Source organism: Pseudoalteromonas sp. KJ63-1 (assembly GCF_055808145.1).
In genome coordinates this window covers 596,411-612,836 of the sequence record NZ_CM147855.1, presented here as the reverse complement: position 1 = coordinate 612,836, position 16,426 = coordinate 596,411, and the positions used below count along the sequence as shown (strand labels likewise).

Below are 16,426 nucleotides of genomic sequence, written 5' to 3'. Positions count from 1 at the left end.
TTTTATAATATGCTTAATCGTTAAACGTGCTAGGTAGCTCTACAAACTCAACCCAGTATTTACCCAGCGTTTTCATCAACTCAACTAACCCGTCAAACGTAACTGGCTTAGTTATGTAAGACGCAGCGCCTAGGTTATAACCTTTAACCATGTCTTCTTCTTGCTTAGATGTGGTTAAAATTACCACTGGAATGCCCTTTAGGTTTGGATTTGCCTTAATAGCTTCAAGCGCTTCACGACCATCCATTCTCGGCATGTTTAAATCAAGTAAAATTAAGCCTGGTCTTGGCGAGATGCTTTTATCTACAAACTTGCCTTTGCGCTCTAAATACTCCAAGAGTTCAACACCGTCTTCAACAAAATGTAATTCATTTAAAACGCGACTTTCAGCAAGCGCATCTTGGGTTAATAAACGATCATCTTCATCATCGTCTGCCATCAAAATGGTAATCGGTTTTACGTTTGTTAGTGGCATATTATGCCTCTCCTTGTAGTGTGAATAACTCTGCATTCACAGGTAATTTAATAATGAAAGTTGCCCCTTCACCTAGGGAGCTTATCGCAGCAATAGAGCCGCCATGTCGCTCTACGATTCGACGACATACAGATAAACCAATACCCGTTCCTTTATATTTTGAACGGCCATGCAAACGTTGAAATGGTACAAATATTTTATCCGCGTACTCATCAGAGAAGCCGATCCCATTATCTTTTACGGTAATAACGTGCCAGCATATCTCACTGTTATGATCTTCACTAAACTCACATACCCGTTCAAAGTCAACATTAACAACTGGGTCCACGTTAGGCGCTCTGAACTTCACTGCATTTGAAATTAAGTTTAAAAACAGCTGATGCATTTGACTTGGATCAGCCTGAATAATGGGCATCTCAACCGTAACAACCTGTGCATTACACTCATTAATCGCTATTTCTAAATCACCTTTTATATCATTCAGAATGCTGTTTAAATCGGTATCAGTAAAATCTTTACCTCGGGTCGTTACTCGAGAGAACTCTAATAAATCATTAATTAAGTTAGACATTCTTTGCGCTGCATTTTTCATGCGGGCAATATAATCAGCGCCTTTTTCGCCCAACTCGTCTTTAAACATGCTTTCAAGCCGGTCACTAAATGCTTGAATTTTCCTTAGCGGCTCTTGCAAGTCATGACTGGCAACAAAAGCAAACTCTTCTAACTCTCGGTTACTACGACTCAATTCATCAGAATACAAGGTAAGCTCTTGAGTACGTTCACTCACTTTACTGGCTAAAGTTTCATTTTGCATTTCAAGCTCGGCACGATACTCGGCCGCATTTTTTAAATTAAGCCTAGCTAATAAAAACATACCCAAAATCAACAATGCACTGGTAACTGCTGTTATACCAAAAGTGATTTTAGCTTCTTTCTTAATTTGTTCTAATTTAGAGAAGTGGCTGATTTTAAAGAGCAACTCACGCTCTTGAATATCACTAACCAATGCACGGATCTCTCTATACAGGTCACGCCCTTCATGTGTATTGAGCCTCAGAAGTGCACGCTTTTCCTTATCGTTTAATGCTAATTTAACCGTTATTTTAAGCTCAGCTATTTTAGCTTCAACCAATAGTAACAGCTGTGCAATACGCTCAGCTTGCCCGTCAATTTCAGAATGTAAGGCGCTCACATGGTTCGTTTGAGACTTTATTTGTGCGACGGCATCGTAGTAAGGCACTAAATAATCATCCGTTTGAGTTAATAAATACCCACGCTGCCCCGACTCAGCTTGCACCACCGAAAGGTGCAATTGCTCTATCGCCGTGCTTAAAATATTAGTGTTATCTAAACTTTGCTGAGTACGCGATAACCCTTGAATAGTGTTAATGGCTAAAAAAGCATTACCCACAATAATACACAGCACTATGGAAATAAATAATGCCCATACTACATTTGCTTTGCCTTGCTGTTTGCGTTTAATCATTTATCGTCCTGAATTAATTAGGGTTACTTCGATTCTGAAATAAGCTGCAAACTGTCACTGCACGCTTGGCAATTAGCAATTATTTTATCTAATGCGGCGAGTGCTTTATCTTTTGGCATATCGTTTTCAAGTACTAGCTTAATTAGCTCAGCATTCATCGAAATACGATTAAGCGGCGCACGCGCGTCGTGTACCAGCTCATTCAAAGGTTTTGTTTTTTCTGACGATGCCATCAAAATCCTCGTTTTGTTGTTATTAAATTTGCATGCTGGTTATTTATACTCGCCAATACCACCATAAGCATTTAAACGGTTGTATAAGGTTTTAGTACTAATACCCAGCATTTGTGCTGCTAATGTTTTATTACCTTGTACTTTATCGAGCGTGGCATGAATAAGTTCTTTTTCAACTTCTTCAATTGTTTGCCCTGCTGATACCTGTTTGTCTTCAGATTGAGTATTAACCCTTGAAAAAGGTGACTCTAAGTTGTCAGGTAATGTAATTGTGCTAGTTTGCGGGTCGCTCATAATAAAAGCGCGATGAATAGCATGGCGAAGTTCACGTACGTTACCTGGCCAGTCGTATGTTTGTAGCTCTTTAAGCTGTTCGTTAGCCCAGGCAAACGCTGTACCATTTTCATCGTTCAACTGCTCTAAAAATACTTTTGAGAGTAATGGAATATCTTCTTTTCGCTCTCGTAGTGGCGGTATATCAATTGGAAAAACAGCGAGTCTAAAGTAAATATCTTCACGTAAAATATTATTCTGCGCTAAATCGGTAAGGGAGCGGTTAGTCGCTGAAATAACACGGCAATTTACTGGTAACTCACGATTACCACCAACCCGTGTTACTTTTTTAGTTTCAAGTACACGCAATAAATTAGGCTGCATATCAATCGGCATTTCAGTGACTTCATCAAGAAATAACGTTCCGCCATCGGCTTGTTCAAACACGCCTTCTTTACGGGCAATAGCACCGGTAAATGCACCTTTTTCGTGACCAAATAATTCACTACCAATAAGTTCTTTTGAAAGCGCACCACAGTTACTCGCCACCAGTGGACCTTCGCATTTACTGGCATTATGAATAGCTTGCGCTACCACCTCTTTACCTGCTCCGCTTTCACCCATAAGCATAACGTTAGCATTAGTTTTAGCTACGCGCTCTATCATGGTATAAAGCTGTTGCATGGGCGCAGACTCGCCAATAAGCGTGTCAAAATGATGTGTAATGGCGGCACTTTTCGCTTTTTTAACCGTTTTTTTCGGGCCGTTTAATACTAATTCTAAATCTTCACGTTGCAGCGGCTTTAATAGATGCGACACATTAGGCTCACACATCTCAGCTAAAATACCTTTAACCGAAGGGTGACCAGAAATAAGGGTGACTTTAGGCGATTGACCAATCATTTTTAAATGATCTAATAAATGCAAGCCACTGCCATCAGGTAACATAAAATCGAGCAGCACGTGATCGAAAGTATTATTTTCAAACCACTGATGTGCTTCTTTTAAACTGGTTGCTGTATTAATGTTGTGGCCAAGAAACTCAACAATATGGCAAATAACATCGCTGAATTCGATGTCGTCATCGACTAAAAGTATATTTAACATGAATAATCCCTGTGCTTTTTCACTATTCTACTTGCCCTTTAAAGTAAATGAAAGATATACATAATTAAGGTACAAAGTGCGGCTGTTTTATTTTTAATTCAATAGTTTAATCATAAGTAGCTGTATAGGCGCTGAAATAGCGCTTATTTTATGCGGCTTATTAAATCTCTATTAAAGCAATTAATATAACTAACTGATATAATTTATTTTTATTACAGGAGTTGTTATGCGCTTATTAAAAACCTACATTCATCCCTCAATCAATATTGAGCAAGGTCGTCAATTTTCTCGCCCAACCGCTCGCGCTGTTGCATTTAAGCAACAACACATTTTACTTATGTATACTCAGCGCTATGACGACTTTAGCTTACCTGGCGGTGGAATTGACCCGCATGAAAGCATTGAACAAGGGTTGATCAGAGAACTAAGTGAAGAAACTGGCGCACAAAATATAAAAATATGTAGCGAGTTTGGGCTTTACGAAGAGTACCGCCCTTGGCACAAAGATGACTTTGATATTATTCATATACAATCATACTGCTACCTCTGCCAAATTGATGAGCAACTAGGCCAAGCACAGCTTGAACACTACGAAAAACAAAATGGCATGCAGGCTAAATGGGTTGATATTTTCCAGGCGATAGCTCATAACGAACGCACACTTGCAAACAGTGACAAGCAAGGGCTATCGATTATTCGCGAAACTTACCTGCTAAAAGCTATTGCTGCACAGTTTTTTACCTAGGTGTTTAGGGCTGAATTTGCGGTTCGCTCAGCGATTTTTTACCCACATAAAAGCGGTATAGTCCCAGTAAGTTACTACTTAAAAATAGGCTTTCCATGATTATTGCCACTGGCGAGCCGGCGAAAATATTATGTGTTATCCAAAAAGAGGTTCCCACCACCATACATAACCTTAAGTGCAAATCTCGATTTTGAAATGAAGCAATGGTTTGTATTAATGTCGCCACCAATGCAAAGGCGCTAAACCAATCTTGCCAAGTAAAATAAACGGCTAAGCAGCTGACAGCCATAAACCCAAACATAGCCCAAGTATGCTTAAAGTAAATACAATAAAAATAACGCACCGCGGCAATAAACATTAAGCAGCCAGCACTGTGATAGCCCAATATAAAAAAGTGAGCAGAGGTTAATAATACTGAGGTAAATAAACAGCTTAAAATAATTCGTCGGGACTTAAACTGAAATGAAGCTAAGTCGAGTAAAGTAGCGGCTGCTACTAACGATTGGGCAATTAAAAACATAACACTCCAAAGTATTAAGGCTTAAAAATGGGGAGTGTATAGTGCTTTATGAAAACAGCACTTAACTTAAGTTAAGTCGCTTACGAATTCGTGACAACGAAATAGCCGAAATGCCTATATACATTGCCACTTGGCTTAAGCTTAGCTGCGCCAACCAATGAGGTTTATGTTTGAGTAAATAGCAGTAACGCTGCTCGGGGCTATTAAGTAATAAAAATGCCTCTTTGGCTTCTTTAAAAATAAGTTGCTGTGCAATAAGCTGCTGCTTAATCAGTTGATACTGTGCTTGCTCAAATAGTGTTAGTGGTACTTTAATTACATTGGCTTCGTTAATCACTTTTAATTGATAAAACGCAGGTGTTGAGGTCATCCAATTGGCAAACAACAACGCAAATTCATCTTTAAAATAAAATTCTTTACACTTTTGCACGCCGTCAATGTCGTCATGGATAGCGCCTAGAACTCCGTCCACAACTAAATACCCATAACTTTGCAGATCGCCTTGTTGCACTAATACGGTATTGGGCGCTATTAGTTGCTGAGGATACTTACCAGCCAATTGCACTTTAAACTTGTTTACTAGTGCTTCATAACTGTCGCCAAGCGATAAAAGTGGATTATCAGACATTAAAAATTACCATTTTTTCATTAAAGCATGTGTAATGTCAGCCGCTGATACACCCACCCTAGGAATATATTTTTGACCACACCATAAAGGTGAAAAATCACTTTTAGCACTTTTTTCAGCTCGACTTCTTAAGGCTGTTATTGCACTGCTGGCATGTGGAAACGCAGGAACCCCATTTGGCATAGCACCTAGCTCTTGGATTACTCGATTTTGAATACCCCGAGCGGCTCTACCAGAGAACAATGTGGTCAGTGTGGTCTCATCTTGTTGCTGATCTAAAATAGCCTGTTGATGCAAAGCTGATGTTGTTGCCTCCTTGCACAGTAAATAAGCACTCCCTACTTGGACTGCACTCGCTCCTAACGCTTTAAACCGCTGAACATCATCGGCTGAAGCAATGCCACCAGCAGCAATAATAGGTAGTGATATATGCTTAACACAACGCTTAACTAACTGCTCAGTAGTTTGTTGTAAGCTTAAATCCATAGATAAAAAATGCCCTCGATGGCCACCAGCTTCTATACCCTGAGCAATAATCCCATCAGCGCCATTTTCACTAAGCCAAATAGCTTCATCTAAAGTGGTAGCCGTTGAAATTACTTTAGTGCCCCAGCTTTTTATTTGCGCCACAATAGTTTGCCCAGGTAAACCAAAATGAAAACTCACAACTGCTGGCTTATAAGGTGCAATTATATCAACAATCGATTGATTTATAGGTTGACGAGAAGCCCCTGCAGTTAAGCTTTGCGGGTCAATTTTATACTCTGTAAAGTAAGCGGCAAGTAATGCATGCCAGCACTGTTGTTGCGCGGATGTGTAGTCAGCAACTGCATGACAAAAAAAGTTAAGATTAAACGGCTTTGTTGTTTTGTGGCTAAGTATTTCTAGCTGCTCAACTAATTGTGCTGGGGATAACATAGCGCAAGGCAAAGAGCCTAACCCTCCAGCCTCACTTACAGCAAGAGCAAGCTGCTCGTTTTGAACACCCGCCATAGGTGCCTGAATTATCGGTAAAGCGGTATTAAACAATGATGGCTTCATTTGAACTCTCCCTGTAACTTTTTCAACAACTTGCAGTATTTACAGAACCATAGCAAAAACAGCAAGCAAACAACATCTAGATTTTAGTCATAAGTAATGTAAAAACTATTACTAACAGGTAGTTATGATTTTTTTAATATCGAGAAACTAACTGGCTTTGGTTTTGCACCTACCCTATTACATAATTTGTTAGGAGGTAAAATGAGTAACACAGTTGATACGATCAATCCCGCAACAGAGCAAGTCATTAATAGCTATACACTGCTTTCTCAAGCTCAAGCAGAGCAAGTGATCGAAAAATCTCATGAAACATACTTAACATGGCGATTAACCTCGTTTACCGAGCGCGCACAACATCTAAATAAATTAGCCTCTTTATTTGAAAGTCAAAAAGAAGCCTTAGCAAAACTAATGACCGAAGAAATGGGTAAAGTCTATGAGCAAGGCTTCCAAGAAGTTCAGCTTTGTGCTGACATTTGTCGTTATACCGCTGAACATGGCGCCGATATGCTTAGCGACGAGGAGCGCGACATGCAAGGCGGTCGTGCAATAATAAGCTATCGCCCTACCGGCGTACTGCTGGGTATTCAGCCGTGGAACTTCCCACTTTATCAGGTTATTAGATACAGTGCCGCAAACATTATGGCGGGTAATACCACGGTATTAAAACACGCCGGTAATGTATTTGGTATGGCTGAGAAAATTGAAACGCTATTTTTACAAGCAGGCTTTCCTGAACACTGCTTTAGCAACTTACTGGTTGATGGTAAAACTGCCAGCGCCCTTATTTCACACTCAGCGATTAGTGGCGTAACCTTTACTGGAAGTGATGGCACAGGTAAAAAAGTGGCAGAGCAAGCTGCCAAGCATGTTAAAAAAACCGTGCTAGAACTGGGTAGTAACGATGCTTTTGTGGTACTTGACGACGCTGATTTAGCCCTTGCAGTTAAAGCATGTTTACAAGGACGTATTATTAATAACGGCCAAACCTGTGTTGCCGCGAAGCGCTTTGTGGTGGTTGATTCACTCTACAATGACTTCAAAGAAGCACTAAGCCAGCAGTTTAAGGCGATAAAAATGGGCGACCCAATGGATGAAGATACTGAACTAGGTCCTATGGCACGCGAAGATTTACGCGATAAAATTCATCAGCAAGTACAAGACTCTGTCAATGCAGGTGCAAAAGTACTTGTAGGCGGCGAAATACCGCAAAAAACAGGTTATTACTACCCCCCAACCGTGCTGGAAAACCTTAAACCGGGTATGCCTGCGTATGACGATGAGCTATTTGGTCCTGTCGCATCTTTAATTAAAGCCAAAGATAACGACGACGCTATGCGTATCGCTAATGATTCGCGCTATGGACTAGGCGGCGGTATATTTTCAAAAGATGAGAAGAAAGCCATTGAACTGGCCAAAAAGTATTTTGACACCGGCATGATCAATATTAATGGCTATGGTTTGGCACAACCAAACCTACCATTTGGTGGTGTTAAAGACAGCGGTTATGGCCGAGAGCATGGTGGCTTTGGGATTCGCGAATTTGTGAATGTTAAAAGCATCATGATTCACAGCTAATATCAGGTATCAGGTTAGTAAAATTAAGCACCGCGCTTGTCGCAAGCGTGGTGTTTTTTTGTCTAATAAATTTAAAAACCTGAGTTAGGCTGCTTTAAAAATTCAAGCTCTTCTTTGGTAGAATCCCGCCCCAGTATCTTATTACGATGCGGATAACGATTAAATCTATCGATAATCGCCTTATGCTGATACTCAAAATCTAAGTTATTTTGAATACCTAACGCTTTATATAACTTCACTGCTTCCTTATGAATTAGCTTTGATTCGCTGTGCATAAAAGGCATATACAAAAATACGCGTTGCTCATCCGTCAATTCCTTATCAAACCCTTTCGCAATAGCGGTTTGCGCTAACGCTAGAGCTAATGCATCACAGGCAAATGCTGCGGGCTTTTCACGGTAAATATTACGTGAGAACTGATCAAGCACAATAATTTCCGCAAGACTACCTATCGCGCTTTCACGCCAATCAAATAACTCATTTACACTTGCTTGATGATGCAATTTACCAAAACGAGTTTTAATTTGTGCATCAAGCCCATCGTCTTTTTGCCACCACTGTTTAGGCTCAAGCTCGGTAAACCAAAAGTCGATAATTTTATTAAACATAATGAATCTCTTTGTTAATTAACGCTAAACCAAATAGTTTGCTACAAAAAACTTCGTCTAAAACCTTTAACCTAATATCTGTACTATACCTAGCCCTTTTCAAACATAGGTACTTTGCGTTTATCTGCTTTGCTCATTGCCAGCTCTTGTATATCTTGCTGCTTTTGCTCGCTTGGTTTTGTTTCTAGGGATTGCTGATTAGCATCTTCAAATACCAATTCGGTTAATAAGGCAAAATGATCGGAGCCATATTTAGCAAGGCGCTTTATTCGTTTTACACTAAAGCCTTTTGAGTGAAATAAATGATCAAGCGGCCAACGCATAAAAAAGTAATTAGCATGAAAAGTATTAAAAAAACCACGGCCTTTACGGGGGTCTAAAAATCCACTAATTTGCATAAATAAACGAGTACTGCGTGACCAAGCAACATCATTTAAATCGCCAGCGACTATCGTAGGGCGAGTTGAACCTTTAAGGGCTTTAGCCACCATTATTAATTCGCTATCGCGTGGACGTGATGAATCTTCTTCGGTTGGGCTTGGTGGCGCGGGATGAATAAAATGCCCCTGCATTTTTAACCCTTGGTGGTTTTCAAATAAAATATGAATAGAAGGAATGTCATCTTCTATAAGTGCACAAATTTGTGCATCGAGTATGTTAAATTTACTAAATACATGCATGCCGTAGCGGTTATCTTTTGGGCACTGTACTTGATAAGGGTAGTTTTTTTTAAGCACGGACAATTTATCTTGCCACCAACTATCGCTTTCTAAAGTGATGAGTAAATCGGGCTGATATTTATCGACTAAGTTAATTAACTGCTCACTATGTCGATTCGACATCAGTACATTAGCGGATAAAATTCTGATGCTATGATCACTACTTTTTGGCGCTGTTAATACTTCTTTTTTAGCAAACCAAGTGTAGGGATAAATCCACTTAGCTTGAAGCGCACAGATAATTAAAGCAACAGCCGCTATTAATGAGTATGTAATAAAGTCGCTTTGCCACATACCTATTAGTGCCACGATAATTACAGCGCTTGCTAGGTAGCACACCTGCAAGCGCACAAAGTCGCAACTACGTATCAAGTAATGCTGACTGTATGACAGGGGTAATAACGTTATTAACAACAACAAGCCAGTAACTATGACCAATACGGTGAGCATTTATAAATCCTAATAGCGCTGTAAAATAGAGAGTATTTCACGAGTGTCGTGCACTAAGTGAATAATAGTGCGATCAACTTCAACTCGTACAGTGTCTCTTTCTCGGTCTATTACTCTAGCACGCTTATAAATGTCATGCCCAAGGATATCACCTTGATGATAAGATCTGTGCCACCCTGGTGGAGTCCACCCTTGACGAATTAACTGCTTGGCTTGTTTCTTAGAAAGCCATTTTTTATTATGGTATTGGTTATATTTTTGCTTTTTCCAGTGATGCCTGTTTGCGTGTTTATTCGCATGCTTGCCTGCATGTTTGTCTTTGTGTGGTACAGCAAATGCGTTTGTTGCCGTTAGCGCAAAAACCATTACTAAAATACTGATTAGTGATTTCATGGCGATTCTCCAGTGTGATCATTACTGAAGAGTATTAACGGCTAAGCCTGAACATTACATGAAATGAGAAAAATTAACGTTGCTTGTACTGTGTTTTACAATGACTGCGCATAATCGCGGGGTCGCGTAACTTTAGGTGTTTAGTTTTACGCCCAGCATGGCGCTTACGCCATACTTTAAATGAGCCGCTAGAGATATGCTCCCGCATAAAATTAACTAATTGAGAGTAATTTAGCCCATACAGATTTTCAATAGCTTCAAATGGCGTTCTGTCTTCCCATGCCATTTCTATAATGCGTGATTGCTGTTCTTGGTTAAACATATTAATTCCAAATTTGGTTAATACGCAAAAGTTAAATTTAGCGATCATCACTTGCTTGTGATGTTAAAAATATAACCTCTTTTCATTTATTAACTTTAATTAAGTGTATGATTAATCTACACACTGAAACCGGAGCTAAAAGGATGTTTACAAAACTACCTAAGTGGGTCGAATATGGTGCGTTTACCCTCGCTTTTATTGCCGGTATGGTAAACGCAGTAGGTTTATTAGGGTTTGAACAGCAAGCAATTTCTCACGTTTCAGGGTCGGTGACTTCATTAGCTATTGAACTTACTACCAACATCAAGGCGGCGTTATTTTTAATTGCGATTGTACTGAGTTTTATATTTGGCTCGGCATTAACAGGCTTAATGCTTTCAGGCGGTTCACTTAAGCTAGGCCGCCATTACGATACGCTCTTATTTATTGAGGGTATTTTACTGCTGTTAAGCGCACAGCTACTTCAATATTCTTACCCTTACGCACTTACACTTGCTTCTGCGGCCTGCGGCTTACAAAATGCTTTAGCCACTAACTACAGCGGCGCAGTTGTGCGAACCACTCACTTAACCGGTATTTTTACCGATCTGGGTTTGATGTTTGGTAAAGCCCTAAAAGGCGAAGCTTTTGACAATAGAAAATGCTTGGTCTTTGTATTAATTATTGCCGGGTTTTTAGCCGGCGGAATAATAGGTGTATTACTATTTAAACATTACTCAGTGCTTACTTTAGTTTTTCCGGGTATTTTTTGTATTGTTTTATCGATTACTTATCGGGTTTATAGGTTGAGTGTGCTTTAACCAATTCACAAAATCCCCTACCCTGAACTTATCAAATTGCCATTGTGCTAGGAATTTATGAAATATTACTATTTACCCCCTTTGTTGTTATGCAGTCAGTTAGGTTTAGTTAATAGTGCGTGTGCTGAAGATACCGCACAATCAATTGAACGTATCACTACCACAGCATCACGTAGTGAAGCATTATCCACGCCATTACCCTTAGTGATCAGTGTATTAAGTGAATCACAGCTTGAACTTATAGCTCCTACCCACGTAGAAGAAGCGCTGCAACGCGTTGCAGGTGCCAATGTGCAACGTGGAAATGGCCAAGAGTATTTACCGGCTCTGCGCTCGCAAGTACTTTCTGGTACGGGCGCTTGTGGTGGTGTTTTAACTGCTGAAGATGGTATAGCCCTTCGTGCAGCGGGTTTTTGTAATATCAATGAACTATTCGAAGCGCATAGCGAAATGGCAGAGCGTATTGAAGTATTAAAAGGCCCAGGTTCTGCACTTTATGGTTCTAATGCAGTGCATGGTGTAATTAACGTTATTACCCCTGATACTACGCAGGATGGTGGTTTACTAGGCTTTGATTATGGCTCTTATGGTTATGCTCGCTATAAATTACGTGCCGGCCATGCCATGGATAATTCAGGCCTAGGTATTAATGCTAGTTTTACGGATGATAGCGGTTATCGAGATGATGAAAGCGTAAAGCAACAAAAAATAAATGTGCGCCATCGCTATAATAATAACAACTTAAGCTTAGTTTCTGGGCTTACGTATACTAATTTAGATCAACAAACTGCTGGTTATATTAGCGGTTTTCAAAGCTATAAAGATGAAGATATAGCACAGCAAAACTTTGATCCCGACGCCTTTAGAAAAGCTCGCTCGCTTAGGGCTTGGAGTAAAGCTAGCTGGCAATTAGGAGAGAACACTCTAGTTGTTACTCCTTATATTCGTGACCAAAGCATGGACTTTTTTAAACACTTTTTACCCGGCACACCACTTGAAAAAAATAGCCAAACTGGGTTTGGTCTACAATCGCTTTATCAGCATTATGTGAACGACAATACCAACTTAAAGCTTGGTTTTGATGGTGAGTTTACCCAAGCCGATTTTTTACAAACCCAAGATAAACCGATCCAAGGTTCTGCGTTTTTAGTAGCCACAGTACCGCAAGGTAAACATTACGATTACAAAGTTGATGCCACCTTATATGCCCCATTTGCCGCTATTGATTGGCAGCTAAATAATTGGCTTATAACCGCAGGTGTACGTTATGAACATATGCAATATGACTATCAAAACAATATGCTTACAGGGCGTACAAAAGAAAATGGCAGTGAATGTGGTTTTGGTGGCTGTCGTTATAGTCGCCCCGAGAGCACTAAAAACAGCTTTAGTAATCTTTCGCCAAAACTCGGTGTGAGCTATCAGCTTAATATTAACAATACATTATACGCTAACTTTTCAAGAGGCTATAGAGCCCCACAAGCAGCTGAGCTTTACCAATTACAACGCGAGCAAAGTACTGCCGACTTAGACGCAGAAATAGCAAATAATGCTGAGTTAGGTATTAAAGGGGTGTACAACAATACTCGCTACGGTTTGTCGGCTTATGCGATGAGCAAGCACAATACCATCTACCGTGACAGTGACTTTTTTACTGTTAATGACGGCCAAACTCGACATCGCGGCATTGAGCTTGAGTTAGCGCATAGCTTTAATCAGCACTTATCGGTTAACTTCGCAGGCACTTATGCCAAGCATACGTATTCGAATGAGCAAATCATCGGCAGTATTAATATTAAAGGTAACGATATTGATACCGCACCTCGAAAGGTCGCTAATATCGATTTTAACTGGCAAGCCAACGAGCATGTTAGTCTTGCTCTGCAATGGCACTATGTGAGTCGCTACTTTACCGACCCTGAAAACTTACATGAATATCAAGGCCACGATATTTTAAGCTTGCGCGGCCAATGGCAAATAAGCCCACAATTATTACTCAGTGCGCGAATAATAAATCTAACCAACACGGCTTACGCACAGCGCGCCGATTACACTAGTTTTACTGGCGATCGTTACTTCCCAGGAAAACCGCGTAATGCCATGCTGTCTGTAAGTTACCAATGGTAAAACAAAAAATGCGCTATATAAGCTATATAGCGCATTCTTTTTATTCATCTATTTGCTTATCTAACGGCCAGTACAATTAAACCTGGCACCACAAAGAATGACCCTAACACATAGCCTAATGCAGCTGATTTATTTTTTGTACCAATTTCGGCTAGCTTTTCGGCTAACTTAAGCGGAATTTCACGTAGTACAGGAATTCCGTAAATTAGTGCAACCGCAAATACATTAAACATAACGTGTACTAAAGCAATCGTTAGCGCCACTTCAGCCATAGGCCCTGTAATTGATGTGGCAGCTAATAAAGCGGTAATGGTTGTACCAATATTAGCGCCTAGCGTAAATGGATAGATTTGACGTGTAGTAAACACACCACTTCCAGCAAGTGGGATCATTAAACTCGTTGTGGTTGACGACGACTGAACCATAACTGTTACCGCCGCACCTGATGTGATACCCGCGATAGGCCCGCGCCCAATTGCACCATGCAGTATATCTTTTGCAGTGCCAACCAATGCTTTTTTAAGTAGTTTACCTAATGTAGTTACGGCAAATAAAATCAAACAAATACCTGCTATAACCATCGCTGCACCTAGCATTTTTGTGTCTAGGAAGCTAAATGCGTCTTTTATTACACCCACAGCTGGTTTAACAAGTGGTTTAATAAAGTTGTAGCTCTTTAATGATAAGTCAGCATCACCAATAAATAGGTGCGACAGAGCAGCGGACATTTTTTGCAGCAAACCAAACATTATCTCAAGCGGTAAAAATATAATAACGGCAAATAAATTAAAGAAATCATGAACCGTTGATGCTGCAAACGCACGTTGAAACTCTTCTTTAGAGCGAATATGACCAATAGACACTAAGGTGTTAGTAATAGTCGTACCAATATTTGCGCCCATTACCATTGGAATCGCAATACTTAACGGTAAGCCGCCAGCAACAAGGCCCACTATTACTGAGGTAACCGTTGATGACGATTGCACTAAAGCCGTTGCCAAAGCACCTAATAATAATGCGATAAACGGGTTGGTTGCGAATGCAAAAATTTCTTTTGCTCCCTCAGTACCGCCCGACGCTAATTTAAAACCACCACTGACAGTACCAACGGCTACTAGGACTAAATAAACTAAAAAGGCGATAGCAGCCCAGTTAAGCGTTTTTATTAATAGCGTATTGCGCTTTGATTCACTCATGTTTAAATCTCAATTTTTGTCTTGCCGATTATGGCATTTTGATGACGTTTTTGTTTCAGAGCGCATTAGAACACCTAAATATTACAGAAATATTTCAATTCGATTAACGTGCTTGAGTGAGTAAAGAGATTAATACAAAGAAACAACTCGTGCGCACAGCGCTATTAAAAACAGATAGCAAAGTTACTTTATTATCAGCCACTTAAAAAAGTTACTTTTAACTTAGCATTTCACAGTGATTTACAAATGCCTACAAAACACATTAATAACGGCAATTAAATTATTAATTACCGTTATTGTAATGAGAAAAAACAATGAAGACTTTTAAAAAACTCAAGTAGTTTGGATTAAGAATAACCCCTAAAACCACATAAAAAATCACCATTAGAGGGAAATTCAATTGAGTTTAATTAACCTAAATTGTTTTTTACCTCGCTGTATTAACCAAAAACGTTGATGCAATGCCAAATTTAACTGACTATGATCAGCCGAAATTGTTTCACCATTAATTTTTACTGCGTTTGCAGCTATCAGTTCTCTTGCGGCACGCTTAGAGTTTGCTAAACCACTGAGAACCAATAGCGCGGAGGTGGTTATATTAATTTCAGTAAGGGTTATTACTGGTAAGCCGTCTTGTTCTAATTGTGCTAAATCATTTAAATTTAAGGTTTGTACTTGTCCATTAAATAACAACTCAGTGATACGCTGCGCACTTGCCAAGCCTTCTTCAGCATGAACAAAACGGGTTAATTGCTCAGCTAAAATGCGCTGTGCTTGAGGCTTTTGGCCGCTTATCTTATCGTTTGCTTCTATGGCCTCAATTTCTTTAACTGATAAAAAAGTATAAAAACGCAAAAAGTTATACACATCAGCATCTTCACAATTTAACCAAAACTGATAAAAGCGATACGGCGAGGTTTTTTTAGGGTCGAGCCAAATAGCACCGCCCTCAGTTTTTCCAAATTTTGTACCATCTGACTTAGTAATAAGTGGCAGTGTTAAACCAAACACTGTTTGCTGGTTTAAACGGCGGGTTAAATCAATTCCACTGACAATATTACCCCACTGATCGTTACCGCCTATCTGCAAAGTACAATTTAACTCACTATTGAGCTTTGCAAAGTCATACGACTGCAATAAGGAGTAACTAAATTCAGTAAACGACAACCCTTGCTCTGGACGTTGCAAACGTTGTTTTACTGACTCACGGTTGATCATGGTATTAATTGAAAAGTGTTTACCTACATCACGAAAAAAGTCTAATACATCAATACAGCTAAACCAGTCAGCGTTATTTTTTATCTGCAGTGGCTTGTTTAAATGCGGACCAAGTACACTTTCAACTTGGTTTGCAAGCGCTGTCACCCATTGTGACACCGTTTGTTTAGTATTTAGGCTACGCTCAGTGACTTTAAAACTCGGGTCACCAATCAACCCTGTAGCACCCCCAATTAATGCCACACCTTGATGCCCTGCATCCATAAAACGCTTTAGCATTATTAATGGTACTAAGTGCCCTATGTGTAAGCTACCTGCGGTAGGATCGAAGCCACAGTAAACCACCTGTGGAGTTTTAAGCTTATGGGTTAATTGCTCAATATTACTCACTTGAGAGACTAAACCACGCTGCATAATGTCGCTAAGTAAATGTGCTGTCATCGTATTTCTCAAAATTATCTATAAGAAAAATACTAATTAAACTCAGCGATGTGCACTATATCCCTA

17 protein-coding genes are annotated in these 16,426 nt (G+C 39.8%); 4 read left to right on the top strand and 13 right to left on the bottom strand.

Annotation, left to right across the window (positions count from 1 at the left end):
- Positions 1 to 13: 13 nt before the first annotated feature.
- The 4 genes from AC0L7Q_RS02895 to AC0L7Q_RS02880 are packed head-to-tail and all read right to left on the bottom strand — an operon-like array spanning position 14 to position 3,574.
- Entirely contained in the window at positions 14 to 475 is a 462-nt protein-coding gene (locus tag AC0L7Q_RS02895) for a response regulator (protein ID WP_010390893.1), read from the bottom strand.
- A 1-nt stretch (position 476) separates the two neighbouring features.
- A complete protein-coding gene (locus tag AC0L7Q_RS02890; protein WP_413401316.1) occupies positions 477 to 1,961 on the bottom strand; it encodes a sensor histidine kinase in 1,485 nt (494 codons plus the stop codon).
- Between the two features lie 23 nt (positions 1,962 to 1,984).
- Complete coding sequence (locus tag AC0L7Q_RS02885; RefSeq protein ID WP_138605223.1) at positions 1,985 to 2,194, bottom strand: histidine kinase; 210 nt, start codon at positions 2,192 to 2,194, stop codon at positions 1,985 to 1,987.
- 39 nt (positions 2,195 to 2,233) lie between these two features.
- Positions 2,234 to 3,574: a sigma-54-dependent transcriptional regulator gene (locus AC0L7Q_RS02880; RefSeq protein WP_138605225.1), complete on the bottom strand. Its 1,341-nt coding sequence runs from the start codon at positions 3,572 to 3,574 to the stop codon at positions 2,234 to 2,236.
- 226 nt (positions 3,575 to 3,800) lie between these two features.
- Between AC0L7Q_RS02880 and AC0L7Q_RS02875 the strand changes: the two genes are divergently transcribed.
- The gene (locus tag AC0L7Q_RS02875) at positions 3,801 to 4,319 is read left to right on the top strand and encodes an NUDIX hydrolase (RefSeq protein ID WP_413401315.1); all 519 of its coding nucleotides are present in this window, start codon (positions 3,801 to 3,803) and stop codon (positions 4,317 to 4,319) included.
- A gap of 4 nt (positions 4,320 to 4,323) precedes the next feature.
- On the opposite strand, the gene AC0L7Q_RS02870 is transcribed toward AC0L7Q_RS02875, so the two are convergent.
- The 3 genes from AC0L7Q_RS02870 to AC0L7Q_RS02860 form a co-directional block, all read right to left on the bottom strand.
- Positions 4,324 to 4,839 (bottom strand): YgjV family protein, encoded by a 516-nt coding sequence (locus tag AC0L7Q_RS02870; RefSeq protein WP_178955157.1) that lies wholly within the window; start codon positions 4,837 to 4,839, stop codon positions 4,324 to 4,326.
- 61 nt (positions 4,840 to 4,900) lie between these two features.
- Positions 4,901 to 5,467: a Crp/Fnr family transcriptional regulator gene (locus tag AC0L7Q_RS02865; protein ID WP_198521998.1), complete on the bottom strand. Its 567-nt coding sequence runs from the start codon at positions 5,465 to 5,467 to the stop codon at positions 4,901 to 4,903.
- A 6-nt stretch (positions 5,468 to 5,473) separates the two neighbouring features.
- Positions 5,474 to 6,508 (bottom strand): NAD(P)H-dependent flavin oxidoreductase, encoded by a 1,035-nt coding sequence (locus AC0L7Q_RS02860; protein WP_138605231.1) that lies wholly within the window; start codon positions 6,506 to 6,508, stop codon positions 5,474 to 5,476.
- 201 nt (positions 6,509 to 6,709) lie between these two features.
- Here AC0L7Q_RS02860 and AC0L7Q_RS02855 point away from each other — a divergent pair, with 201 nt between their 5' ends.
- On the top strand, positions 6,710 to 8,086 hold the full coding sequence (locus AC0L7Q_RS02855) for an NAD-dependent succinate-semialdehyde dehydrogenase (RefSeq protein ID WP_138605232.1): 1,377 nt from the start codon (positions 6,710 to 6,712) through the stop codon (positions 8,084 to 8,086).
- A 71-nt stretch (positions 8,087 to 8,157) separates the two neighbouring features.
- Here AC0L7Q_RS02855 and AC0L7Q_RS02850 read toward each other — a convergent pair whose 3' ends face one another.
- From AC0L7Q_RS02850 to AC0L7Q_RS02835, 4 genes are all read right to left on the bottom strand, one after another.
- Complete coding sequence (locus AC0L7Q_RS02850; RefSeq protein WP_138605233.1) at positions 8,158 to 8,694, bottom strand: DUF924 family protein; 537 nt, start codon at positions 8,692 to 8,694, stop codon at positions 8,158 to 8,160.
- A gap of 89 nt (positions 8,695 to 8,783) precedes the next feature.
- A complete protein-coding gene (locus tag AC0L7Q_RS02845; RefSeq protein ID WP_138605234.1) occupies positions 8,784 to 9,863 on the bottom strand; it encodes an endonuclease/exonuclease/phosphatase family protein in 1,080 nt (359 codons plus the stop codon).
- Positions 9,864 to 9,872: 9 nt separating this feature from the next.
- Positions 9,873 to 10,256 carry a hypothetical protein gene (locus AC0L7Q_RS02840; RefSeq protein WP_409424750.1) on the bottom strand — a complete coding sequence of 128 codons (384 nt, stop codon included), beginning with the start codon at positions 10,254 to 10,256 and terminating at the stop codon, positions 9,873 to 9,875.
- 73 nt (positions 10,257 to 10,329) lie between these two features.
- Positions 10,330 to 10,578 carry a TIGR03643 family protein gene (locus AC0L7Q_RS02835; protein ID WP_041708743.1) on the bottom strand — a complete coding sequence of 83 codons (249 nt, stop codon included), beginning with the start codon at positions 10,576 to 10,578 and terminating at the stop codon, positions 10,330 to 10,332.
- Positions 10,579 to 10,721: 143 nt separating this feature from the next.
- Between AC0L7Q_RS02835 and AC0L7Q_RS02830 the strand changes: the two genes are divergently transcribed.
- Positions 10,722 to 11,378 carry a YoaK family protein gene (locus AC0L7Q_RS02830; RefSeq protein WP_409424749.1) on the top strand — a complete coding sequence of 219 codons (657 nt, stop codon included), beginning with the start codon at positions 10,722 to 10,724 and terminating at the stop codon, positions 11,376 to 11,378.
- A gap of 57 nt (positions 11,379 to 11,435) precedes the next feature.
- Positions 11,436 to 13,505 (top strand): TonB-dependent receptor, encoded by a 2,070-nt coding sequence (locus AC0L7Q_RS02825; protein ID WP_413401314.1) that lies wholly within the window; start codon positions 11,436 to 11,438, stop codon positions 13,503 to 13,505.
- A gap of 56 nt (positions 13,506 to 13,561) precedes the next feature.
- Here the strand turns inward: AC0L7Q_RS02825 and AC0L7Q_RS02820 are convergent, their stop codons facing one another.
- Together AC0L7Q_RS02820 and tyrS are read right to left on the bottom strand one after the other, a co-directional pair.
- Positions 13,562 to 14,701, bottom strand: coding sequence for a Na/Pi symporter (locus tag AC0L7Q_RS02820; protein WP_008114296.1), 1,140 nt, complete (start codon positions 14,699 to 14,701; stop codon positions 13,562 to 13,564).
- A 396-nt stretch (positions 14,702 to 15,097) separates the two neighbouring features.
- Entirely contained in the window at positions 15,098 to 16,360 is a 1,263-nt protein-coding gene (gene tyrS / locus AC0L7Q_RS02815; protein ID WP_409424747.1) for a tyrosine--tRNA ligase, read from the bottom strand.
- Positions 16,361 to 16,426: the final 66 nt, after the last annotated feature.